Source organism: Lacrimispora sp. (assembly GCF_031982545.1).
GTDB lineage: Bacteria > Bacillota > Clostridia > Lachnospirales > Lachnospiraceae > Lacrimispora.
The window spans coordinates 32382-54917 of record NZ_DALYXB010000015.1 but is presented as its reverse complement, the minus strand read 5'-3'; the positions used below and the strand labels follow the sequence as shown (position 1 = coordinate 54917).

Here is a 22536-nt window from a genome sequence, read left to right as displayed (position 1 = left end):
ATATGGCGGAACGGTTATATAGTAAAAGCATAATTACTTTCATAACTCAGGAGGGTTTCACATGGTTAAATTATACGAAAGCGGAGTCTATCTCATAAATGGAACGGAGGTTGTTCCGGAGAAAGACATTGAAAAAACAGGTTCTTTCACTGGCAGGACAGTAAATAAAGAGGAAGCAAAAACAGGTACCATTGCTTATTCCATATTAGAGCCACATAACACCTCTGGTGATATGTCACATTTAAAGTTAAAATTCGACGCCATGGCATCTCACGACATTACATTTGTGGGTATTGTACAGACAGCGAAGGCCTCCGGAATGAAGAAATTCCCCATTCCTTATGTGCTGACCAACTGCCACAATTCTTTATGCGCAGTTGGTGGTACGATCAATGAGGATGATCACATGTTTGGACTTTCTGCCGCAAAAAAATACGGTGGAATCTATGTACCTCCTCATATTGCAGTGATTCACCAGTATATGAGAGAGATGCATGCCGGCTGCAAAAGCATGATATTGGGATCCGATTCCCACACCCGCTATGGAGCGCTTGGAACCATGGCAATCGGAGAAGGCGGCGGAGAACTGGTAAAACAGCTTTTATGCGATACTTACGACGTTGCCTATCCGGGAGTCGTAGCCATCTATCTTACCGGTAAGCCCCAGCCATGTGTAGGTCCCCAGGATATTGCCCTTGCAATCATCGGTGCTGTATTTAAAGAAGGATATGTTAAAAATAAAGTTATGGAGTTTGTGGGACCTGGAATTTCTTCCATGAGTACGGATTTCAGAAATGGCATTGATGTAATGACAACAGAAACCACCTGTTTAACCTCAATATGGAAAACAGATGAAGATACCAGACAGTTCCTTGCCCTACATGGAAGAGAGGATTCCTATAAAGAGCTGAGTCCGGCGGACGTTGCATATTATGACGGCTGCGTATATGTGGATTTAAGCACAGTGAAGCCAATGATCGCCCTTCCGTTCCATCCAAGTAATACTTATGAAATAGATGAACTGAATGATAATCTTTCTGATATCCTTAGGGAAGTTGAAAAAGAAGCATTAAGAATCAGTGACGGACGCGCTTCCTTCTCATTAACAGATAAAATTATAAATGGAAAGCTTATGGTTCAGCAGGGAGTGATTGCCGGCTGCGCAGGGGGTAATTATACGAACGTTGTGGAAGCGGCAAATGCATTAAAAGGAAAAACCTGCGGAAACGGAGAATTTTCTCTTGCTGTTTACCCCTCCTCTCAGCCGGTGTTTATTGATCTGGTAAGAAAAGGTATGATAGAAACACTGATGGAAGCAGGAGCAGTCATTCGTACAGCATTCTGTGGCCCCTGTTTTGGAGCGGGAGATACTCCATGTAATAATGGCCTCAGCATACGGCACACTACCAGAAACTTCCCAAACAGAGAAGGATCCAAGCCTGGTGACGGACAGATGTCTGCAGTTGCATTAATGGATGCCCGTTCCATTGCTGCCACAGCGGCAAACGGCGGTGTATTAACCTCTGCAGCAGAATTTGACTGCTGGAATCAGATTCCGGATTATCACTTCGATAAAGCCGTTTATGACAAGCGGGTATATTACGGATATGAAAAAGGGGATAACACAAACGAACTGGCGTATGGTCCGAACATCAAGGATTGGCCGGAAATGAGCGCACTTACTGACAACATACTTTTAAAGGTCTGCTCAAAGATAATGGATGAGGTAACAACGACAGACGAACTGATTCCATCTGGGGAAACCTCTTCTTACCGTTCCAATCCCCTTGGCCTTGCAGAATTTACATTGTCCAGAAGAGATCCCATGTATGTAGAGAGAACCAAAGAAGTGGCCCGTCTGGAGAAAGCAAGAATAAATGGAGAAAATGTATGTTCTGCTGAACCAGAGCTGGAGCGCGTATTTCAGGTAATCCGCTCCTCCTTTCAGAATTTAACCGTTGATCCGGAAGAGACAGAAATCGGAAGCATGATTTATGCAGTAAAACCGGGTGATGGCTCAGCCAGAGAGCAGGCCGCCAGCTGCCAGAGAGTAATTGGCGGATTAGCGAATATTACGAAGGAGTATGCAACCAAGAGATACCGCTCCAATGTAATGAACTGGGGAATGATACCGTTCCAGATGAAAGATGAACCGGATTTTGAAGTGGGAGATTATATCTTTGTCCCAGGAATCAGAAACATTCTGGATGGTGATCTGACGAATATTAAGGCTTACAAAATTAACTGCGATAATGTATCACCAATGACACTTACCATCGCAGACATGACAAAGGATGAGCGTGAAATCGTGAAAGCCGGATGTCTGATCAATTTTAATAAAAACAGAAACAAAAGATAAATCAGGAGGAACTATCATGCAGATTTTAAAACCGGCTATGGCTGGAACACTGGAATCCAGTGATGCCCAGGTAATGGTCGAACCTGGAGACGGAGTCATTGAATTCCACTTACAAAGTTCTGTTATCAACCAGTATGGAAACCAGATTAAAAAGGTTGTTTACGAAACGCTTAACAACCTGGATATTCATGATTTGAAGATTTCAATTATTGATAAGGGAGCCCTTGACTGTACAATAAAAGCGAGAGTGGAAGGAGCCGTCTTCAGAGCTGCTGATGTATACGAAGATCTTCCGTGGGGAGGTGCAATCCGATGATACATCCTGAAAAAAAGAGATTGAGAAGAAGTATGATGTTCTTAAACTGTCAGAAGCCCGGACTGATTAAGGATCCCTATATCTATAAACCGGATTCCATGATTCTTGACCTGGAAGATGCTGTAGCAGAAAATCAAAAGGATGCAGCCCGTTTTTCTTTATTCCATGCGCTTCGGGAAATCGATTACCATGGAGTGGAACGCGTCGTGCGCATCAATGGTCTGGATACAAATCTATGGAAGGAAGACATCATGGCAGCCGTCGCAGGAGGCTGTGATGCAATCCGGATCCCAAAGACAGAGCGCCCTGAAGATGTCAGACTGGTAGAAGAAGTGATTGAACTGGCAGAGGCCAGATTTAACCGTCCAATGGGATCCATTCTGATTATGGCGGCACTGGAGTCTGCAAGGGGCATTATGAAAGCGCTGGATATATGTGAATCCTCTGAACGATTGTTAGGGGTTGCCTTGTCAGGAGGAGATTATACCAAAGATCTTCAGACGCGTATTACCGGCACAGGAGTGGAACTGATGGGTGCAAGACAGAATATGCTGATTGCCGCAAGAGCTGCAAAGGTACAGTGTTTTGATACAGTTTACACAAACCTCGATGATATGGAAGGCTTCCAAAAGGATGTAGAAACCATTCATCTCATGGGATTTGATGGAAAATCCATTATAAATCCAAGGCAGATCCCGATCGTACACGATATTTTCACCCCATCTGAAAAAGATATAATTTTTGCGGAAAAGGTTGTAAAGGAAATTGACGATAAAAAGGAAAAGGGAATCGGTGTATTTACGGTAGACGGTAAAATGATTGATATCGCATTCTATGATGGCGCAATGCGCACAATTTCACTTGCAAAAGCATCCGGAGTTTATAAGGGGGATTTATAAAAATGATAAACGCGGTTGGAAGAGAGATACCGGAAGAAATTTTAAAAATAACCGGAAAAGAAGTATTTAAAGGAAATCAATACCGGGACAGCTATACATACAAAAAAAAGGGTCCTGAAACCAAATGTGTGATTAATAACACCGAAAGCAAGCTGGTTGAGAATATACACCAGGTTCTGGTTAAGTGTGGGATCAGGGATGGAATGACGCTGAGCTTCCATCATCATTTCCGCGAGGGTGACTATATTATTAATATGGTCATGGAAGAAGTCTATAAGATGGGAATGAAAGACATAACAATTTGTGCCAGCTCCCTGGGAAAAGCACACGATCCTATCGTTCCTTATATTGAAGAGGGAGTCATTACAGAGATTCAATCCTCTGGCGTACGCGGTAAGATCGGGGAAGCAATATCAGCAGGAAAATTACAGGGCCTTGCCATTATGCGTTCCCATGGTGGCCGTGTAAGAGCCATTGAATCAGGAGAGACCAGAATTGATATTGCTTTTATCGGAACACCAACCTGTGACGATTACGGCAACTGCCGCGGCATCGGTGGTAAAAATGACTGCGGTGTTCTTTCTTATGCAGTTGTGGATGCGGATTATGCAGATAAGGTTGTTGCAATTACAGACTGTCTGGTGCCGTTTCCCAATTTTCCCGCACACATCAGTATGACAAAGGTAGATTACGTTGTTGTTGTGGATGAAATCGGTGATTCTAAAAAAATAGCAACTGGAGCAGCAAAGCCCACTACTGATATGAGAAAACTCATGATGGCAGAATATTGTACCCAATTTGTTACCCATGCACCTTATTTTAAAGATGGATTTTCCTATCAGACGGGGGTTGGAGGAGCATCTATCGCATCTACCATATCTCTTGCAAAAATTATGAAGGAGAAGAATATCCGAATGCGTTTTGGTGTCGGGGGACTGACAAAACCCATGTGTGATCTGCTGGTCAATGGCCAAGTGGACTGTCTGCTGGATACCCAGGACTTTGATCTGGCAGCGGTTGAATCAGTAAAGGATTTAAAGCATTTCCGGATTTCTGCCGGCGAATATGCAAACCCGTTTAATAAAGGCGCTGTTGTAAACAAACTTGATTTTGTTATTTTAGCAGCACTAGAGGTAGATGTTAATTTTAACTGCAACGTAGTGGTGGATTCAAATGGTATGATTACCGGTGCGCAGGGCGGACATCCCGATACGGCAGCAGGTGCGAAATGCAGCATCGTCATAGTTCCCCTTCTTCAGGGCAGAACACCTGCTGTGTGCAGTGAAGTTACCACCGTAACCACACCGGGTGAAAGCATTGATGTAGTTGTTACTGATTACGGAATTGCGATCAATCCTAAGAGAAAAGATCTTATTGCATGTATGAAGGGTGTAGATCTTCCATTTAAAACAATTGAACAATTACGGGATATTGCTTATTCCATAGCCGGAGAGCCTCAGAAGGTTGAGTTTGGTGACAGGGTGGTAGGTATTATTGAAAGCCGGGATGGTACGATTATGGATGTTGTCCGACAGGTGAAACCCTTTGAATTTAGTATATAAACCTGAAATTTTAATCGGGCAGCTTGCAATAGCGGCGCTGCTGGAAGAAGTTTATACGGCACCAAAACCCGGACTGGTGGATCCTTATTCCAATGGTGCCCACAAAGATATGAATCTTGATACATTTAAGGAAAGCGCCAAAGCCATAGCACCCTGTTTTGAAGAAATGGCTCTCTTGGGGATTCTCATGTACGAGGAACCGGAAAACCTATTCCCTGTAATCCGCCGGACCGGACAAAAGGCTGAACAGGCAATGTATGAGGCAACAGGCGGAGTTAATACCCATAAGGGAGCCATCTTTACTTTAGGAATTCTCAGTGCTGCCGCCGGAGTCTGCTGCAGAAAGCTGCGTCGTATTACTTTAGATACTTTATTGGAGACAGAGCAGAAGATGACCAGAACAATACTTCTGGGCGAGCTGGAACAGTTAAAAAGCCGCGCTCCGAAAAGCAGCGGAGAACGCAATCTTTTTCAATACGGTTCCAAAGGAATCCGGGGAGAAGCTGCGGAAGGATATCCCTCTATAAGAAATTACGGACTTCCTGTCTTAAGAAGGGGAATTCGCTCCGGACATAGCTGGAATCAGGTTAAGATCCAGGTTCTTATGACTCTTATGTGCAGCGTAGAGGATGGCAATATCCTGGCAAGGACTGGCATGGAGGGGTTAAAACAGGTTCAGTCTGCAGCCTGTACTTTTTTAAAAACCGGAGGTGCCTATGCAGCCGGAGCAGAGAAGAAACTTGAGTTACTGGATTTACATTTTACAGAAAAAAATTACAGCAGCGGTGGATGTGCCGATCTGCTGGCTGCCACTATTTTTATAAACAGTCTGACAGAAACATTCAAAGATAGGAGGGATTTCATTGCAGGAAGGAAGGCTATTCAACGGCAAAGAATTGGAGCAGCTGAAAAATTTTCTGGAATTCATGGGGCTTAACTATGACGAGGGTATTGAACACAGTGTGTGCCTTTTCAATGATGATTCTGAAATTATCGCTACCGGTTCCGTGGATCAGAATGTACTGAAATGCATTGCGATCCATCCGGACTATCAGGGGCAGGGACTTGCAGGAACACTGGTATCTGAACTTATTCAGTATCTGTATGAACGCGGGCGCACTCACATCTTTCTGTATACGAAGCCGCTAAATGAAATCATGTTTTCGGATCTGGGCTTTTATACCATTATTAAAACTACCAGAATACTGTTTATGGAGAACAAGGTTGGGGGCTTTTCTTCATGGCAGAAAAGCCTGACAGAAGAAACACCAGTTTGTGCATTGAGTCCCAAAGCTGACATTGGCTGCATCGTAGCGAATTGCAATCCCTTCACACTGGGACACCGGTATTTGATCGAAGAGAGCTTAAAAGAATGTGATTATCTGCATTTATTTGTTCTCTCTGACAAAAGAAGCTTTTATCCCCCTGACTTAAGGTATCAGATGGTAAAAGCAGGTGTCTCGGATTTACCCAGGGTAATTCTCCATAAGACGTCGGATTATATTGTATCTGCCGCCACCTTTCCTACTTATTTTATGAAAGAAAAGAGTGTGGCTCAAAAGGCAAACTGCCAGCTGGATTTAGAATTATTCGGACGCCTTATCGCTCCCGGACTTTTTATCAGAAAGCGTTTTGTTGGAACAGAACCCACCTGTAAAGTCACCGCTGTTTATAATCAATCCATGAAAACGCTGCTTCCTGAATTTGGGATTAATGTGATAGAGATAGAGAGAAAACAGGCAGCAGGCACCGCCATCAGTGCCTCATGCGTGAGAGATTACATAAGGACTGGCAATTATGAAGCGGTAAGGAGTCTGGTACCAGAGAATATATTAAGTTACGTATTGATGAAAGGGGGTGGATCCATGTACGAGGTGCAAAAAACAGGTAGTTTAAAAAAGATCTTTGGTCCTTATATCAATTCATCAATCTCCAATGAAGATTCCAGTAAGGATAAGAGCGAAAAAGAGCAGGCGCTTTTTGAAATGGTTGACGATTATATCGAACAAGCTTAATAATATATATTTTATATGAATAGGACTGTTGTCCCAGTGAATAATTAATTTACTGGAGCAGCAGTCTTGTTTTTATGAAAAAATGATTGACAAAAATATTGCACAGTTGTATTATTGTATTAAGTCATTAGTACAGTAATACAATATGATGTGAGGAGGAATAAAGAATGTCATGGGAACTTAAGAATGACCGCCCTATTTATATTCAATTAATCGAGCAGATTCATTTCCGGATCATTTCCGGAGAATACGAAACTGGTTCCAGGCTTCCAAGTGTCCGGGATTTAGCCGCTGAAGCTTCCGTTAATCCCAATACAATGCAAAAAGCACTTTCGGAACTGGAGCATAGTGGTTTGCTGGTTACCAATCGTACCAGTGGGCGTTTTATTACGGAGGATCAATCAATGATACAGAAAATGAAGCTGGATCTGGCAAGAGAACAGCTGGAAAACTTTATGGAACAATTAAAAAAACTGGGTTTTAGCGACGAAGAGGTCAAAACGTTTATCCTCGAATCGGTACAGTAAATCATATTCATATATGGGAGGTAATCAGTATGAATCCATTACTTGAATGCAGTGCCTTAAGCAAACGCTATGGCAATGTAACTGCTTTATCAGACATTAATCTGACATTAGAAAGAGGTAAAATTATAGGTCTGTTAGGACCCAACGGAAGTGGAAAAACCACATTAATCAAGCTTATTAACGGGTTACTGGTTCCATCAAAGGGCCAGCTTTTAATCAATGGCACAGCACCCGGAACAGAGACAAAAAAAGTAGTGTCCTATCTGCCGGATAAGACTTACTTAAACAATTGGATGAAAGTGAAAGATCTGCTAAATTTCTTTGAAGATTTTTATTATAATTTTGATAAAAAGCGTGCCTTTGACATGTTGGAAAAACTTCATATTAATCCCAATGATTCTTTAAAGACAATGTCCAAAGGCACAAAAGAGAAAGTACAGCTAATTCTTGTTATGAGCCGCAATGCTGACTTATATGTTCTGGATGAGCCAATCGGCGGTGTAGACCCTGCCTCCAGAGATTATATTCTGGATACCATTATAAGCAATTATAATGAAAATTCAACCGTCCTCATTTCTACTCATCTGATTGCAGATGTTGAAAATGTACTGGATGAAGTGATTTTCATTCAAAATGGAAGCATCAACCTTCAATCATCAGTGGATGATATCCGTATGAAAGAAGGCAAATCTGTTGATGCATATTTCAGGGAGGTATATAAATGTTAGGAAAATTAATTAAACACGAACTAAAGGCAACTGCGCGCTATTTTCTACCCTTGTTTTTAATTGCAATTGTGCTGACGCCAATTACCAGATTTACACTCTGGATCGGAAATTACCCTAAGATTTTACAATTTATCCCTACTGTTATTGTTTTTGTATATGTAGCTTCCCTGATTATGGTTGCCAGTGCAAGTATACTGCTGATTATTTATCGTTTTTATAAAAGCATGGTAACTGACGAAGGGTATTTAATGCATACTCTCCCGGTTTCTTCGGAAAGCCACATATTGTCGAAGCTGACTGTGGCAAGTATATGGACCGTCAGCAGTTGGCTTGTTATATTTATCTCAATATTCGGTATGTTTTTCACACCAGATCGTTTATCCCTGTTAATCGATAAACTTTCATATGCCTGGTTCTATTTTAATTCCACAGTAAACAGTTCACTGATGGCCCTGCTTATCATAGAAATTATTTTTATAGTAATACTGGGGATATTTACGGCACCTCTGATTTACTATGCTTCCATCGCAATCGGTCAGGTAATCAGCAAGAATAAAATATTAGGTTCCATAATCGGATTTTTTATTATCCAGGTTGTTTCACAGATTATAAGTGTTATCTTAATGGTACCGGTTGGTTTTTATGGTGACAGGGTCAGTGATTCGGCAAACTCCATGCTATCCTTTTTTGTGAATTTCTTTTTCCCAGTAACCATCCTCCTCGCTGTATTTACGCAGATAATCCTTTTTGGGATTACCGATTATATTTTCAAGAAAAAACTTAATCTGGAATAGTAATGGGCGTTGATTCTTATTGGGAATCAACGCCTTCTTTCTGGCAGATATGGCGCAGAATGTCAGATTTTGTTCCAAATTCTGCAGTTTTAGCAAATAGTGTTGCTTAATCCTATAAAGTATTTTATAATTAAACTTTGTGGTGATTGCTGATATTTTTCCGTTTTTACACATACGATCCAATCACACAGAATTAATAATAATGTGCATCTGGCACAATTCAAAAAAGGAATAAATATGAGAAAATTAGCTTTATCTGATGAAATACTATTAAGTATTGAAAAGCCTGCCCGATATATTGGGAATGAAGTCAATATGGTAAGAAAGGACACTGATACTGTAGACATCCGTTTTGGTATGTGTTTCCCGGATGTTTATGAAATTGGAATGTCTCATCTTGGAATGCAGATTTTATATGATATGTTTAACAGAAGAGAGGATATCTACTGTGAACGTATTTTTTCTCCATGGACTGATTTAGATAAGATCATGAGAGAAAAAAAGATCCCTCTTTTTGCATTGGAATCACAGGATCCTATTAAGGAATTTGACTTTATTGGAATCACACTTCAATATGAAATGTGTTATACAAATATTCTGCAGATCCTTGATCTTGGTCAGATTCCCCTTCATGCCAGCGAAAGACAGGAGAGCGATCCGATTATTATCGGTGGGGGTCCCTGTGCCTATAATCCTGAGCCTCTTGCGGAGTTTTTCGATATGTTCTATATTGGAGAGGGAGAAACCGTTTATTTTGAACTGATGGACCGCTACAAAGAGAACAAGAAAAAGGGCGGAAGCCGGAGAGAATTTCTTGAGATGGCAGCTGAGATCGAAGGAATCTATGTTCCTTCTTTTTATGATGTATTCTACCATGAGGATGGTACGATCAAAAGCATGACTCCCAACAATCCCCATGCAAAGGCAACCGTAACGAAACAGCTGGTTGTTCATATGGATGATGCTACCTACATTGAAAAACCGGTTGTTCCATTTATAAAAGCAACTCAGGACCGTGTTGTTCTGGAGATTCAAAGAGGCTGCATCCGTGGCTGCCGCTTCTGTCAGGCAGGCAACGTTTACCGGCCAATGCGGGAACACAGCCTTGAGTATTTAAAAGATTATGCATATAAGCTGCTAAAGAATACTGGTCACGAAGAAATTTCCTTAAGTTCCTTAAGCTCCAGCGATTACAGTGAACTGGAAGGAATCGTTACGTTCCTCATTGATGAATTCAAGGGGAAAGGCGTGAATGTTTCCCTTCCGTCTCTTCGAATTGATGCTTTTTCACTGGATGTTATGAGTAAAGTTCAGGATATCCGTAAGAGCAGTCTTACCTTTGCACCGGAAGCTGGCTCTCAGAGACTTCGTGATGTAATCAACAAAGGACTGACCGAAGAAATCATTTTAAAGGGTGCAGGCGAAGCATTCCAGGGCGGCTGGAACCGGGTTAAGCTTTATTTCATGCTTGGGCTTCCTACAGAAACCGTAGAAGATATGGAAGGAATCGCTGAACTTTCGGAAAAAGTGGCGGAAGTTTATTATGAGATCCCCAAGGATCAGCGAAACGGAAAAGTACAGGTTATTGCCAGTTCTTCTTTCTTTGTACCAAAGCCATTCACACCTTTTCAGTGGGCAAGAATGAGCACCAAGGATGAGTTTTTACAGAAAGCTTATCTTGTGAAAGATAAATTCCGCACCATGCTGAATCAGAAGAGCTTAAAGTACAACTATCACGAGGCTGATTTAACTGTTCTGGAAGGTGTTCTTGCAAGAGGTGACAGAAAGATATCAGCTCTCATTGAAGAGGTTTATAAAAATGGTGCGCTCTATGATTCATGGTCTGAGCACTTTAAAAATGATGTATGGATGAAAGCCTTTGAAACCTGCGGGCTGGATTCTGATTTCTATACCATAAGAGAAAGAAGCTTGGATGAAACATTCCCCTGGGACTTTATCAATGCCGGAGTCTCCAAGGAGTTTTTAAAGAGAGAATGGCAAAATGCCATTGGAGAGAAAGTCACCCCCAACTGCCGCATGCAGTGTATAGGCTGTGGTGCCATGAGTTTTAAAGGAGGTGTCTGCTATGAAAATCAGAATTAAATTCACCAAACAGGGTCCAGTTAAATTTATTGGTCATCTCGACGTAATGCGTTATTTCCAGAAAGCAATGCGAAGAGCGGACGTGGAAATTAAATACAGCGAAGGTTTCAGTCCTCATCAGGTCATGTCATTTGCAGCACCTCTTGGAGTCGGTCTTACCAGCAATGGGGAATACATGGATATAGAGGTTCACTCCATGACAGACTGTGACACCCTGATGAAACAGTTAAATGATGTGATGGCAGAAGGTATTTGTGTTACTGAATGCCACCTGTTAAATGATAATGCAAAAAATGCCATGTCTCTGGTTGCTGCCGCTGACTACACAGTCACATTCCGGGAAGGAAAAGAGCCAGAAGATATAAAAGGATTTTTTGAGGGTCTTCTTAAGTTTATCAATCAGGATCATATAATGATTGTGAAAAAATCAAAAAAGGGAGAGAGAGAAGTAGATTTAAAAAATTACATCTACCAGCTTTCTGTATCCGACAATAAAATTTTTATGAAAATATCAGCAGGAAGTGCAGATAATTTAAAACCCGAACTGGTAATGGAAGCTTATGACCGGTGGAGAGGGGAAGCCAGTCCTGAGTTTGCATTTTGTATCCAGAGAGAAGAAGTTTACGGGAATACAGGTGATGAAGCAAATCCTGTTCTTGTCCCTCTGGGTCTCATAGGAGAATCCGTTGAATAAATTGATCATTACCAGATGGAATGGGTGTATTATCACTCTTTTACAGTCAGGGAAGGAAACCCTGCAAATTGATATTGAGCCAGAAGAAAGCCATTCTTTCTTAGGAAATATCTATATTGGCAAAGTAAATAACATTGTGAAAAATATCAATGCTGCATTTGTGGACATTGGGAACGGGCAGATGGGTTATTTAAGTCTTGGTGACTCATCTGTTCATTTTGCCGACGGCCATATGTTTGACGGGAAACTCCGCCAGGGAGATGAAATAGTTGTTCAGGTGGAGCGGGATGCGGTAAAGACGAAAGCTCCGGTTCTTACAGGTAATTTAAATATTACCGGCAGATACTTTGTTCTCACTTCAGGAAAAAAGCAGATCGGTTTTTCAGCCAAAATCCAGGATTCAGGCTGGAAGCTGCAAATGAAGGACTATCTGGAAGGTGAAAAAGAGGATTGGGGTATCATTGTCAGAACCAATGCTTACAGCGCTCCCATGGATTCCTTAAAAGAGGAACTCCAACTGTTAAAAGGACGTTTATCTGATATCCTTACTCATGCCGGACACAGGACCTGCTACAGCCTGCTATACGGTTCCGCGCCCTCCTATTTAAGTGGTCTGCGTGACAGCTTTCAGTCATCTCTGGAGTCGGTGGTAACCGATGAGCAGGATATTTATGACGCAATAAAAGAATATTTAAGTGAACACCAGCAGGAAGATCTCCATTTGCTGACTTATTATGAAGATTCACTGCTTCCTCTTAAAAAGCTGTACCGGATTGAAAAAACCATGAGTGAAGCCCTTGGAAAAAAGGTCTGGATGAAGTCCGGAGGATATTTAGTCATTGAACCCACAGAAGCTTTAGTGGTGATTGATGTAAATACCGGTAAATATTCAGGTAAAAAGGCACTTCGTGAAACCATCATGAAAATCAATCTGGAAGCTGCCGAGGAAATCGGACACCAGATCAGACTTAGAAATTTATCAGGTATTATTGTGATAGACTTTATTGATATGGAACGGGAAGAAGATAAAAAGTTCCTTTTAAAGCGACTTGAGGAAATCGTCTCAAGAGATCCCGTTAAAACCACAGTTGTTGAAATAACCAAATTAAATCTGGTTGAACTTACAAGAAAAAAAATAAGAAAGCCCCTTTGCGAGCAGGCGTTACAGATGAAGGAGAAGATTTCATTATGAAAATCATAATAGTGGGTTGTGGTAAAGTTGGGACAACCCTGGCAGAACAGTTAAACAAAGAACATCATGATATCGTCATTATCGATAAAAATGCCGGTGTGGTAAATTCCATTTCGGAGAGAATCGATGTCATGGGTGTCGTTGGAAACGGTGCAGTAAATAAGGTACAGATGGATGCAGGGATCGAAGATACAGATCTTCTAATAGCAACAACTAATTCAGACGAACTGAATATGCTGTGCTGCCTGATTGCAAAAAAAGCAGGTAACTGCCATACAATTGCCAGAATCCGAAACCCTGAATATGATTCCCAAATCGGCTACATTCGTGAAGAATTAGGCCTTTCCCTGGCGATTAATCCTGAAATGGCGGCTGCCATGGAAATTGCAAGACTGCTGCGTTTCCCTTCTGCAATTAAGATTGATACATTTGCAAAAGGGAAAAAAGAAATCTTAAAATTCATTGTTCCTGATCATTCTGTTCTTAATAATATGAAAGTCAGGGATGTTCTGGTAAGACTTAAGTGCAATGTCCTGATCTGTGCCATTGAGCACAATGCAGAGGTCATTATACCAGGAGGAGACTCCATAATTAGTGCAGGAGATAAGATATCTTTCATTGCATCTCCTGTCGAATCCAATGAATTCTTTAAACAGGTTGGAATTGACAACAATGTTATTAAAACAGCCATGCTGGTAGGCGGAGGCAAAATTACTTATTACGTAGCTAAAATGCTGGAAAACACAAAAATTAAAGTGAAGATTCTGGAGCAGAATGCAGAACGCTGTAACGAACTCAGTGAATTACTTCCAAGAGCCATGGTAATTAATGGTGACGCATCTGACCAGGAACTGCTTTTGCAGGAGGGGGTTGGCCAGATCGATGCATTCGCATCTCTCACTGGCTTTGATGAAGAAAATATAATGCTGTCCCTTTATGCAGCCAGCCAGTCGAAAGCAAAGCTGATTACTAAAATAAACAGGATTGCATTTGAAAATGTCATAGATTCCATGAACCTGGGAAGTATTATTTATCCCAAGCTGATTACTGCTGAAACCATTTTACAGTATGTCCGCGCCATGCAGAATTCCATGGGAAGCAATGTGGAAACACTTTATAAAATTGTAGCGGACCGGGCGGAAGCGTTGGAATTTAAAGTGGTGAATGAGCCCTGCATTGTAGGAATTCCACTGGAGAAACTGGAACTAAAAGATAATCTTCTGGTAGCTTATATTATGCGCAAAGGACGTTTTATCAGTCCACGCGGAAAGGATACCTTAGAAGAGGGGGACAGGGTCATCGTTGTTACAACGGTAACCGGACTGAATGATTTGAAAGATATACTAAGGTAGGAAAAGGCGATAGAGTAATGAATAAAAAAATTATCATTTATGTTTTGGGTTGGATCTTAAACATTGAAGCAGTATTTATGCTTCCCCCCTGTGTGGTCGCATTAATTTACAAAGAGACAAGCGGCATCTGGTTCCTTGCAGTAGCTTCAGTGTGTGGAGGAATCGGATTCTTATGTACCCGCAAGAAACCGTCCAATATGGTGTTTTTTGCAAAAGAAGGTTTTGTCTCAGTGGCATTAAGCTGGATCGTTCTCAGTTTCTTTGGGGCGCTTCCATTTTATTTCAGTAAAGAAATTCCAGTATTTGAGGATGCCATGTTTGAGGTAATCTCTGGTTTTACTACAACTGGTGCAAGCATTCTCCCTGATGTGGAATCACTTTCCAAATGTATGCTCTTCTGGCGCAGTTTCACCCACTGGATCGGAGGAATGGGAGTTCTCGTATTTATTTTATCCATTCTGCCTCTGGCCGGTGGGTACAATATGTATATTATGAAAGCAGAAAGCCCGGGTCCCTCCGTTGGTAAACTGGTCCCAAGAGTCAGGACTACTGCTAAGATTCTATATGGTATTTACCTGTTTATGACAGCGCTGGAAGTAGTACTGCTTATGATTGGCGGAATGTCATTGTTTGACTCTCTCACGATCAGTTTTGGTACAGCCGGTACTGGTGGATTTGGTATTAAAAATAATAGTATGGCATTCTATGACAGCTACTATTTACAGGGTATTGTCACCGTATTTATGATTCTTTTCGGTGTGAATTTTAATGTATATTATCTTTTTTTAACGCGTCACCCCAAAGATGCCTTATTCAGTGAAGAGGCGAGAGCTTATTTAGGGATCATCGGCGTCTCCATATTGTTAATTACAATCAACATTCACCGGGGATTTGGAAGTGTCTTTGCTGCATTCCATCATGCTGCATTCCAGGTAGCTTCCATTATTACAACCACCGGTTACTCCACGGTTGATTTTGATTTATGGCCTGAATTTTCCAAGGGAATTCTGGTAGTACTGATGTTTATCGGAGCCTGTGCCGGCAGTACGGGTGGAGGTATTAAAGTATCAAGAGTTGTTGTATTATTAAAAGCTGTTAAAAAAGAACTGGATTCTCTCATTCACCCAAGAAGCGTAAAAGTTTTAAAGCTGGAGGGCAAACCGGTAGAGCATCAGGTAATGAGATCAATTAATACGTTTCTTGGTGCCTATATCGTTATTTTTATCTTCTCAGTATTAATTGTCAGTCTGGATAATTTTGACTTTACCACAAATTTCACTGCGATTGCGGCTACTTTTAATAATATCGGCCCAGGATTGGCAGGTGCCGGTCCCGCCAAAAACTTTTCCCTGTTTTCACCGTTGTCCAAGTATGTCATGATGTTTGATATGCTGGCAGGACGACTGGAGATATTCCCTATGCTTCTTTTATTTGCACCATCTACATGGAAGAAGAGCTAAGTAGAAAAAGCCCCCGGAGAAAACTCCGGGGGCTTAGCAATTTTATAAAAGCAGAAATCAGGCTTTCTTTTTCTGGTGCCAGATCTTAAAATTAACTGCCGAAAGAACTATTACAAATATCACGTTAAAAACCAGGATGCTGATTGCCGCAACGATTCCCACACGGTCAGCCACACCGCCTACAAGCTGAGGCGTTATGATTCCTCCCATCGCAGATATTGCTGTGAGAAGAGACATTCCCAGGGTAGAACCCTGAATCAGAGGTCCGGCATTGGCGATACAGGTAGGATAAATACCGGAAAGAAAGAAACCAAGTCCAAGGAGAGAAGCTGTAACCAGAGGTAAGCTGTTAACTTTGATTAATATAAAAAAGCAGATAGCACTGCCAATGGAGTTAATCAGTAATATCGTGCTTCTATGTACTTTCTTAGACAAGGCGGCACACAGTAATCGTCCACCCATAATAACAAGCCAGGTTAGTGAAACGAGAGTTGTGGCAAATTCAGCGCTCATAACACCTGTATTCTGAAGATAAGTGACAAACCACCCATTAATGCAATTTTCTACTCCAAGATAAAAGAACAAAATAAAGGCAATGCAGTAAAATGCAAAGGAACGAAGAAATCCTTTGTTTCCAGCCACTGTACTTTTCGTTCTGCTCTTCCTTTCTTCGATTTCTTTCTGAGCCTGGTTTATTAAATCATAATTCATGGTTCCATATGAAATTGCGGATATAATAGTAAGAACTACAATCATATAGAGTGTCACTCGCCATCCAAATCCCAGTTTCATCATCATTGCCGTAATTAAAGGAGCGAGAAATGCACCGATTGCAAACGTACAATGAAGAATGTTAAGCTTTCCTGTGGCAGAATCTCCGTAAATATCATTGACTGCCGCATTGTTTAAAATTGTAATGCATCCCCTGGTAAAGCCGTAGAGCAGCATAACTGCGTACATGACTGGAAGAGGAGGCAAAAGACTTAAAACCAGGAGAGACGACGGCACAAAAAGTGTAACCAGAGTAATAGCCCTCTTTTTTCCCATAATTGGTACCATAACAGGAAAAATAAAGCTGGATGAAAGGTTGCCGATTGCCATGACTGATAATAGTCCTCCAGCTGCAAGAAAACTGATTCCAGCTTCTTTAATAATGGATGGAAGTATGGCTCCTATTACTAAAACAGCCATACCGCTGACAGCATATCCGTAGCAGCAACGGATAAATATTGAATTTCTTGGATCTGATTTCATTGGTATTACCCCCTTTTATTATCAAACATTGACCATTATACTAAGAGAAATGGAAAAATACAAGGAGAAGTCGTAAAACCCCCGTTTTTTCTAATAAATTTCCAGAAAAAATTATTGACATAACCGTTAAGGAATGCTATATTTATACAGTATGCCGCACAATGAGGTTAAAAAGTTTCTGATTATTCAGAGCACCATAGTTGGCGAGTAATGATAATAGGAGGTGCCATATGTACGCGATTATTGCAACAGGTGGTAAGCAGTACAAAGTAGCGGAAGGCGATATCATTAAAGTTGAAAAGCTTGGTGTTGACGCTGGTGAAGCTGTCACATTTGACCAGGTTCTTGTTGTAAACAATGGTGAATTAGCAGTAGGCTGCCCGACAGTAGCAGGTGCTACCGTAACAGGTACAGTTGTTAAAGAAGGCAAAGCTAAAAAAGTTATTGTTTACAAGTATAAGAGAAAATCTGGATACCATAAGAAGAATGGTCACAGACAGTCTTATACTCAGGTTAAGATCGAAAAGATCAACGCTTAATATGATAAGAGTAACCGTATTTGTTGATTCAGAACAACGTTATACAGGAATTGATATGTTAGGACATGCAGGGTTAGCTGATGATCATCAGGATGGACAAGAGCTTGTCTGTTCCGCTGTTTCAGCACTGACTTTTAATATGGCCAACAGTGTGGAGCAATTCACAGAGGATTCTTTCGAAGTAAACCAGGAAGAAAAGACAGGATCTTTTCAGTTTCGGTTTACCTCTGACATAAGTTCCGGGTCGCAGCTCCTTATGAATTCTCTGATATTCGGATTACAGGATATTGAGGAAGAATATGGAGAACCATATATTAAAATCCGATTTAAGGAGGTGTAAGTGATGTTAAAGATGAACCTTCAATTTTTCGCTCATAAAAAGGGTGTTGGTTCTACAAAGAACGGCAGAGATTCCGAGTCTAAGAGATTAGGTGCCAAAAGAGCTGATGGACAGTTCGTATTAGCTGGCAACATTCTTTACAGACAGCGTGGAACTCACATTCATCCAGGCATCAACGTAGGCCGCGGCGGTGATGATACATTATTCGCTTTAGTGGATGGCGTTGTGAAATTCGAGAGAAAAGGCAGAGACAAAAAGCAGGTTTCTGTTTATCCAAAAGCAATTAACGAATAATTGGACCGGCTTCATACCTTGACGTATGGAGCCGTTTTTTACGATACGCCCATTAATCTGAACATAGAATAATGGGATTCCGTTTTTTTATCACAAGAAAGGAAACAGGTGAATGAATGTTTGCCGATAGAGCAAAAATATATATAAGATCCGGAAAGGGCGGCGATGGTCATGTCAGCTTCCGGAGAGAACTTTATGTTCCCTGCGGCGGTCCTGACGGCGGTGATGGCGGCCGGGGCGGTAATATTATTTTTGAAGTGGATGAGGGACTTAATACATTAAGTGACTTCAGACACATTCACAAGTATACTGCACAGGACGGAGAACCAGGCGGAAAGCGCCGGTGTCACGGAAAAGACGGCGGCGACTTAATCATAAAAGTACCGGAAGGAACTGTTTTAAAGGATTTTGAATCCGGAAAAGTGATTGCTGATATGTCAGGAGATAATCGCCGTGAAGTTATTTTAAAAGGCGGCAGAGGCGGACAGGGCAATATGAACTTTGCAACCCCTACCATGCAGGCACCCAAATATGCACAGCCTGGACAGCTTTCTCAGGAACTCTGGGTGCAGATGGAATTAAAAGTAATCGCCGATGTAGGGCTTGTAGGATTTCCCAATGTAGGAAAATCTACTCTTTTATCACGTGTCAGCAATGCAAGACCTAAAATTGCCAACTATCATTTTACCACTTTAAATCCTCATCTGGGTGTGGTTGATATTGATGGAGGAAAAGGTTTTGTCATGGCAGATATTCCCGGTCTGATTGAGGGTGCTTCTGAAGGAGTAGGACTTGGACATGATTTCCTTCGCCATATTGAGCGGACAAGAGTACTGGTTCACGTTGTAGATGCTGCTTCCACAGAAGGACGTGATCCCGTTGCCGATATCAAAGCCATTAATAAAGAACTGGAAGCCTATAATCCTGAATTAATAAAGCGGCCTCAAATTATAGCTGCCAACAAAATCGATGCCATTTATGAAGATGGTGAGAGTCCTATCGATAAACTGAAAGCTGAATTTGAACCTCAGGGCATTAAAGTTTACCCGATCTCTGCAGTTAGCGGCCAGGGCGTTAAAGAGCTGCTCTATGCAGTATATGAACTGCTTAAAACCGTTAATTTAAGTCCTTTGATCTTCGAAAAAGAATTCGACTTAAAGAGTCTGTCAGGCATATTGCTGCCTTATTCAGTAGAAGTAACGGAAGACGGAGTTTATGTGGTAGAAGGTCCCCGTATTGAAAAGATGCTCGGTTATACAAATCTGGAATCAGAAAAGGGCTTTACTTTCTTCCAGAAGTTCTTAAAAGAAAACGGTATATTGGAAGAATTGGAAAATGCCGGCATTCAGGAAGGCGATACGGTCCGCATGTATGGTCTTGAATTTGACTATTACAAGTAACAAGGAGAATAATATGACAAGTAAGCAGAGATCCTATTTAAAAGGATTAGCGATGAATATAGATCCAATCTTTCAGATTGGCAAATCCAGCCTGACTCCTGAGATCACAAACGCGATCGCAGAGGCTTTAGAAGCAAGAGAATTAATTAAAATAACCATTTTAAAAAATTGTGCCGATGATGGTAACAGTATTGCTTCTATTTTGTCTGAACGGACACGTTCTGAAGTAGTTCAGGTCATTGGAAGAAAGATCGTCCTTTATAAACAGGCAAAAGACGAAACAAAGAGAAAAATTGCTCTTCCTAAATAACAGGTCTTATCATTAGGCCAGGGAGTCGATAATTATGGGTAATATAGGGATTATGGGCGGAACATTCGATCCGATCCACAATGGTCATCTGATGCTTGGAGAACAGGCTTATAAAGAATACCAGCTGGATGAGGTATGGTTTATGCCATCCGGGCATCCACCTCACAAAAAAAATCAGAAAATAACCGATCCAGACATCCGCCTTACGATGACACAACTTGCTATTGAGGGTAAAACCGGTCTGGTCTGCTCTGATTTCGAGGTCAGAAGAAACGGAAGTACCTATACCGCTCAGACCTTAAGATTGCTGCGGGAAGCTTATCCACAGCATCAATACTTTTTTATCATTGGAGCTGATTCGCTTTATGAAATTGAAAACTGGTATGAACCGGATCAGGTTCTGTCTCAAGCCGTGATATTAGCCGCGCGGCGGGAATATGAAGATGCGCACCTTTCCATGGAACAGCAGATTGCCTACCTGGACACCAGGTACAAGGCAGATATCCGTATTCTTCATTGTAAAGAGATGGATATTTCCTCCGCCATGCTGCGGGAACGAATTGCAGGCGGTCTTTCTGTTTCAGAGTATGTACCCCCTAAGGTACTGACATATATTAAAGATCAAGGCTTGTATCAGGAGAAGGATAAAGCATGATAGATGTTATAATGGAATTGAGAAATGATTTAAAGGAAAAATTGAACCCTTTAAGATTTGAACACACATTAAGTGTATCTTTTATCTGTACCGCATTGGCCATGCGATACAGTTGTAATTTAGATCAGGCAGAGCTTGCAGGTCTGCTTCACGATTGTGCAAAGCATTACGGAAACGAAGAAATCATTAAAAAGTGCAGAAAACAGGATATTCAACTAACTGATGATGAACTTAAGGCCCCAGTCGTGCTTCATGCCAAATACGGGGCATGGCTGGCGGAGAATAAATATAATGTAACTGACCAGGAGGTTTTAAATGCCATTCGGTGGCATACAACAGGAAGACCCCAAATGTCCCTGCTTGAAAAAATCGTTTTTACGGCAGATTATATTGAACCCAGGCGGGAGCGTGCGCCTGATCTGCTTCATATTCGTTCTCTTGCATTTACAGATTTGGATGAATGTGTTTATCAGATTCTTAAGAATACTCTTGAATATCTGGAAAGCAAAGGAAGTTTTGTGGATTCTGTTTCTAACCAGGCATATGCTTATTATAAACAGGTTCACAATGAAAAGAAGGGAGAAACAAGATGAATCAATCCATGGATATGGTAAAAACAGCTTATGCAGCTTTATCGGATAAAAAAGGTGAGGATGTCAGCGTCATTGACATTCGTAACGTATCAGTTCTTGCTGATTACTTTATTATTGCCAGCGGTACTAACTCAAACCAGGTACAGGCAATGGTAGACAACGTGGAAGAGGAACTGGGTAAAAAGGGATATGTATGCAAGCAGGTAGAAGGATATCAGACTGCCAATTGGATTCTCATGGACTATGGCGATATCATCGTGCATGTTTTTGATAAAGAGAACCGTCTTTTCTATGATCTGGAACGAATCTGGAGAGATGGAAAGACAATCTCAGTGGAAGATTTAGATGTAAAATAGATCTGAATATAATTAAATTAAAAATCAACGGCTTAACAAATATTGTGAGCCGTTTTTTTTTAGGCCTAAGGTTTACATAAAATAATTATGTTAACTTTAAGCCTAATTACTTCTTAGTGAATCCCTAAACGGAACAAACCAATTACTTTTCCAAGAATCTCCACATGATCGACTATAATAGGATCCATAGTATCATTCTCAGGCTGAAGACGATAATGTCCGTTCTCTTTAAAAAAGCGCTTTACCGTAGCGGAATCATCTACCAGTGCTACAACGATCTCACCATTCTGGGCAGTGGAACAGTGCTCCACAATAATCTGATCCCCTTCTAATATACCTGAATTGATCATGGAATTGCCTCTTACCTTTAACATGAAAGTCTCTGCATTGGGCAAGAGATCAGAGGGAATGGGATAGTAATTTTCAATATTCTCTTCTGCATATAAAGGCTGTCCGGCAGCAACCGTTCCAAGTATGGGAACGTTCACAACTTCCCGGCGGGTAAGGTTAAAACAGTCATCAATAATCTCAATGGTACGGGGTTTGGTCGGATCCCTTCTTATATATCCTTTTTCCTCAAGTGTTTCCAGATGAGAGTGTACAGAAGAAGTGGATTTAAGATGAACCGCTTCACAGATCTCCCTGACTGCAGGCGGATATCCCTTCCTCAAAATAGTCTCTTTTATATATTCTAAAATTTCCTGCTGTTTGGGTGTAATCTTTTCTTGCGCCATAACACAGCCTCCTCATTCCTATTCATTAAAACTATAGTAACATATGTTCGGTAAAAATGC

The 22536-nt window shown here is 41.3% G+C and carries 24 protein-coding genes; 22 read left to right on the top strand and 2 right to left on the bottom strand.

The features are described 5' to 3' along the window. Positions 1-61 precede the first annotated feature (61 nt). The 14 genes from ABS301_RS21615 (at position 62) to ABS301_RS21550 (ending at position 16001) form a co-directional block, all read left to right on the top strand. Positions 62-2359 (top strand): hydratase, encoded by a 2298-nt coding sequence (locus ABS301_RS21615; protein WP_349674177.1) that lies wholly within the window; start codon positions 62-64, stop codon positions 2357-2359. A gap of 16 nt (positions 2360-2375) precedes the next feature. Then, complete coding sequence (gene citD / locus ABS301_RS21610) at positions 2376-2675, top strand: citrate lyase acyl carrier protein (RefSeq protein ID WP_349674176.1); 300 nt, start codon at positions 2376-2378, stop codon at positions 2673-2675. Then, entirely contained in the window at positions 2672-3574 is a 903-nt protein-coding gene (locus tag ABS301_RS21605) for an aldolase/citrate lyase family protein (protein ID WP_349674175.1), read from the top strand. The genes citD and ABS301_RS21605 overlap by 4 nt, the downstream gene beginning before the upstream one ends. Positions 3575-3576: 2 nt before the next feature. Next, on the top strand, positions 3577-5136 hold the full coding sequence (citF, locus tag ABS301_RS21600; RefSeq protein WP_349674174.1) for a citrate lyase subunit alpha: 1560 nt from the start codon (positions 3577-3579) through the stop codon (positions 5134-5136). Continuing rightward, on the top strand, positions 5120-6073 hold the full coding sequence (citG, locus tag ABS301_RS21595) for a triphosphoribosyl-dephospho-CoA synthase CitG (protein WP_349674173.1): 954 nt from the start codon (positions 5120-5122) through the stop codon (positions 6071-6073). Before citF ends, citG begins: the two co-directional genes overlap by 17 nt. Then, positions 6000-7151, top strand: a complete 1152-nt coding sequence (gene citC / locus ABS301_RS21590; RefSeq protein WP_349674172.1) for a [citrate (pro-3S)-lyase] ligase — start codon at positions 6000-6002, stop codon at positions 7149-7151. The genes citG and citC overlap by 74 nt, the downstream gene beginning before the upstream one ends. Positions 7152-7318: 167 nt before the next feature. Then, the gene (locus ABS301_RS21585; protein ID WP_349674171.1) at positions 7319-7678 is read left to right on the top strand and encodes a GntR family transcriptional regulator; all 360 of its coding nucleotides are present in this window, start codon (positions 7319-7321) and stop codon (positions 7676-7678) included. A 29-nt stretch (positions 7679-7707) separates the two neighbouring features. Beyond that, positions 7708-8406 (top strand): ABC transporter ATP-binding protein, encoded by a 699-nt coding sequence (locus tag ABS301_RS21580; RefSeq protein WP_349674170.1) that lies wholly within the window; start codon positions 7708-7710, stop codon positions 8404-8406. Then, a complete protein-coding gene (locus ABS301_RS21575; RefSeq protein ID WP_349674169.1) occupies positions 8400-9200 on the top strand; it encodes a hypothetical protein in 801 nt (266 codons plus the stop codon). The genes ABS301_RS21580 and ABS301_RS21575 overlap by 7 nt, the downstream gene beginning before the upstream one ends. 237 nt (positions 9201-9437) lie before the next feature. Further along, a complete protein-coding gene (locus tag ABS301_RS21570) occupies positions 9438-11303 on the top strand; it encodes a TIGR03960 family B12-binding radical SAM protein (protein WP_349674168.1) in 1866 nt (621 codons plus the stop codon). Next, positions 11287-11997 carry a TIGR03936 family radical SAM-associated protein gene (locus ABS301_RS21565; protein ID WP_349674167.1) on the top strand — a complete coding sequence of 237 codons (711 nt, stop codon included), beginning with the start codon at positions 11287-11289 and terminating at the stop codon, positions 11995-11997. Before ABS301_RS21570 ends, ABS301_RS21565 begins: the two co-directional genes overlap by 17 nt. Next, positions 11990-13189, top strand: coding sequence for a ribonuclease E/G (locus tag ABS301_RS21560; RefSeq protein WP_349674166.1), 1200 nt, complete (start codon positions 11990-11992; stop codon positions 13187-13189). Before ABS301_RS21565 ends, ABS301_RS21560 begins: the two co-directional genes overlap by 8 nt. Then, the gene (gene trkA / locus ABS301_RS21555; protein ID WP_349674165.1) at positions 13186-14541 is read left to right on the top strand and encodes a Trk system potassium transporter TrkA; all 1356 of its coding nucleotides are present in this window, start codon (positions 13186-13188) and stop codon (positions 14539-14541) included. The genes ABS301_RS21560 and trkA overlap by 4 nt, the downstream gene beginning before the upstream one ends. 17 nt (positions 14542-14558) lie before the next feature. Then, positions 14559-16001, top strand: a complete 1443-nt coding sequence (locus ABS301_RS21550; RefSeq protein ID WP_349674164.1) for a TrkH family potassium uptake protein — start codon at positions 14559-14561, stop codon at positions 15999-16001. A 57-nt stretch (positions 16002-16058) separates the two neighbouring features. Here ABS301_RS21550 and ABS301_RS21545 read toward each other — a convergent pair whose 3' ends face one another. Further along, positions 16059-17255, bottom strand: a complete 1197-nt coding sequence (locus tag ABS301_RS21545) for an MFS transporter (RefSeq protein ID WP_349674163.1) — start codon at positions 17253-17255, stop codon at positions 16059-16061. A gap of 230 nt (positions 17256-17485) precedes the next feature. On the opposite strand from ABS301_RS21545, the gene rplU reads away from it, so the two are divergent. The 8 genes from rplU to rsfS all read left to right on the top strand — a co-directional run bounded on the left by rplU (position 17486) and on the right by rsfS (position 21742). Continuing rightward, positions 17486-17794 (top strand): 50S ribosomal protein L21, encoded by a 309-nt coding sequence (gene rplU, locus ABS301_RS21540; protein WP_025233053.1) that lies wholly within the window; start codon positions 17486-17488, stop codon positions 17792-17794. A 1-nt stretch (position 17795) separates the two neighbouring features. Next, the gene (locus ABS301_RS21535; protein WP_349674162.1) at positions 17796-18134 is read left to right on the top strand and encodes a ribosomal-processing cysteine protease Prp; all 339 of its coding nucleotides are present in this window, start codon (positions 17796-17798) and stop codon (positions 18132-18134) included. A 3-nt stretch (positions 18135-18137) separates the two neighbouring features. Continuing rightward, positions 18138-18428 carry a 50S ribosomal protein L27 gene (gene rpmA, locus ABS301_RS21530; RefSeq protein WP_104436269.1) on the top strand — a complete coding sequence of 97 codons (291 nt, stop codon included), beginning with the start codon at positions 18138-18140 and terminating at the stop codon, positions 18426-18428. A gap of 116 nt (positions 18429-18544) precedes the next feature. Next, entirely contained in the window at positions 18545-19828 is a 1284-nt protein-coding gene (gene obgE / locus ABS301_RS21525) for a GTPase ObgE (RefSeq protein WP_349674161.1), read from the top strand. Between the two features lie 13 nt (positions 19829-19841). Next, on the top strand, positions 19842-20138 hold the full coding sequence (yhbY, locus tag ABS301_RS21520) for a ribosome assembly RNA-binding protein YhbY (RefSeq protein ID WP_104436271.1): 297 nt from the start codon (positions 19842-19844) through the stop codon (positions 20136-20138). A gap of 34 nt (positions 20139-20172) precedes the next feature. Beyond that, positions 20173-20793, top strand: a complete 621-nt coding sequence (nadD, locus tag ABS301_RS21515) for a nicotinate-nucleotide adenylyltransferase (RefSeq protein WP_349674160.1) — start codon at positions 20173-20175, stop codon at positions 20791-20793. Next, positions 20790-21386 (top strand): bis(5'-nucleosyl)-tetraphosphatase (symmetrical) YqeK, encoded by a 597-nt coding sequence (gene yqeK / locus ABS301_RS21510; RefSeq protein WP_349674159.1) that lies wholly within the window; start codon positions 20790-20792, stop codon positions 21384-21386. The genes nadD and yqeK overlap by 4 nt, the downstream gene beginning before the upstream one ends. Beyond that, the gene (gene rsfS / locus ABS301_RS21505) at positions 21383-21742 is read left to right on the top strand and encodes a ribosome silencing factor (protein WP_104436274.1); all 360 of its coding nucleotides are present in this window, start codon (positions 21383-21385) and stop codon (positions 21740-21742) included. The genes yqeK and rsfS overlap by 4 nt, the downstream gene beginning before the upstream one ends. Before the next feature lie 113 nt (positions 21743-21855). On the opposite strand, the gene lexA is transcribed toward rsfS, so the two are convergent. Next, a complete protein-coding gene (lexA, locus tag ABS301_RS21500) occupies positions 21856-22476 on the bottom strand; it encodes a transcriptional repressor LexA (protein ID WP_349674158.1) in 621 nt (206 codons plus the stop codon). Between the last annotated feature and the right edge of the window lie 60 nt (positions 22477-22536).

Coding starts and splice junctions, on each gene's coding strand:
- ABS301_RS21615 (WP_349674177.1), top strand. CDS start 62: ATGGTTAAATTATACGAAAGCGGAGTCTATCTCATAAATGGAACGGAG.
- citD (WP_349674176.1), top strand. CDS start 2,376: ATGCAGATTTTAAAACCGGCTATGGCTGGAACACTGGAATCCAGTGAT.
- ABS301_RS21605 (WP_349674175.1), top strand. CDS start 2,672: ATGATACATCCTGAAAAAAAGAGATTGAGAAGAAGTATGATGTTCTTA.
- citF (WP_349674174.1), top strand. CDS start 3,577: ATGATAAACGCGGTTGGAAGAGAGATACCGGAAGAAATTTTAAAAATA.
- ABS301_RS21585 (WP_349674171.1), top strand. CDS start 7,319: ATGTCATGGGAACTTAAGAATGACCGCCCTATTTATATTCAATTAATC.
- ABS301_RS21580 (WP_349674170.1), top strand. CDS start 7,708: ATGAATCCATTACTTGAATGCAGTGCCTTAAGCAAACGCTATGGCAAT.
- ABS301_RS21575 (WP_349674169.1), top strand. CDS start 8,400: ATGTTAGGAAAATTAATTAAACACGAACTAAAGGCAACTGCGCGCTAT.
- ABS301_RS21570 (WP_349674168.1), top strand. CDS start 9,438: ATGAGAAAATTAGCTTTATCTGATGAAATACTATTAAGTATTGAAAAG.
- ABS301_RS21565 (WP_349674167.1), top strand. CDS start 11,287: ATGAAAATCAGAATTAAATTCACCAAACAGGGTCCAGTTAAATTTATT.
- trkA (WP_349674165.1), top strand. CDS start 13,186: ATGAAAATCATAATAGTGGGTTGTGGTAAAGTTGGGACAACCCTGGCA.
- ABS301_RS21550 (WP_349674164.1), top strand. CDS start 14,559: ATGAATAAAAAAATTATCATTTATGTTTTGGGTTGGATCTTAAACATT.
- ABS301_RS21545 (WP_349674163.1), bottom strand. CDS start 17,255: ATGAAATCAGATCCAAGAAATTCAATATTTATCCGTTGCTGCTACGGA.
- rplU (WP_025233053.1), top strand. CDS start 17,486: ATGTACGCGATTATTGCAACAGGTGGTAAGCAGTACAAAGTAGCGGAA.
- ABS301_RS21535 (WP_349674162.1), top strand. CDS start 17,796: ATGATAAGAGTAACCGTATTTGTTGATTCAGAACAACGTTATACAGGA.
- rpmA (WP_104436269.1), top strand. CDS start 18,138: ATGTTAAAGATGAACCTTCAATTTTTCGCTCATAAAAAGGGTGTTGGT.
- obgE (WP_349674161.1), top strand. CDS start 18,545: ATGTTTGCCGATAGAGCAAAAATATATATAAGATCCGGAAAGGGCGGC.
- yhbY (WP_104436271.1), top strand. CDS start 19,842: ATGACAAGTAAGCAGAGATCCTATTTAAAAGGATTAGCGATGAATATA.
- nadD (WP_349674160.1), top strand. CDS start 20,173: ATGGGTAATATAGGGATTATGGGCGGAACATTCGATCCGATCCACAAT.
- yqeK (WP_349674159.1), top strand. CDS start 20,790: ATGATAGATGTTATAATGGAATTGAGAAATGATTTAAAGGAAAAATTG.
- rsfS (WP_104436274.1), top strand. CDS start 21,383: ATGAATCAATCCATGGATATGGTAAAAACAGCTTATGCAGCTTTATCG.
- lexA (WP_349674158.1), bottom strand. CDS start 22,476: ATGGCGCAAGAAAAGATTACACCCAAACAGCAGGAAATTTTAGAATAT.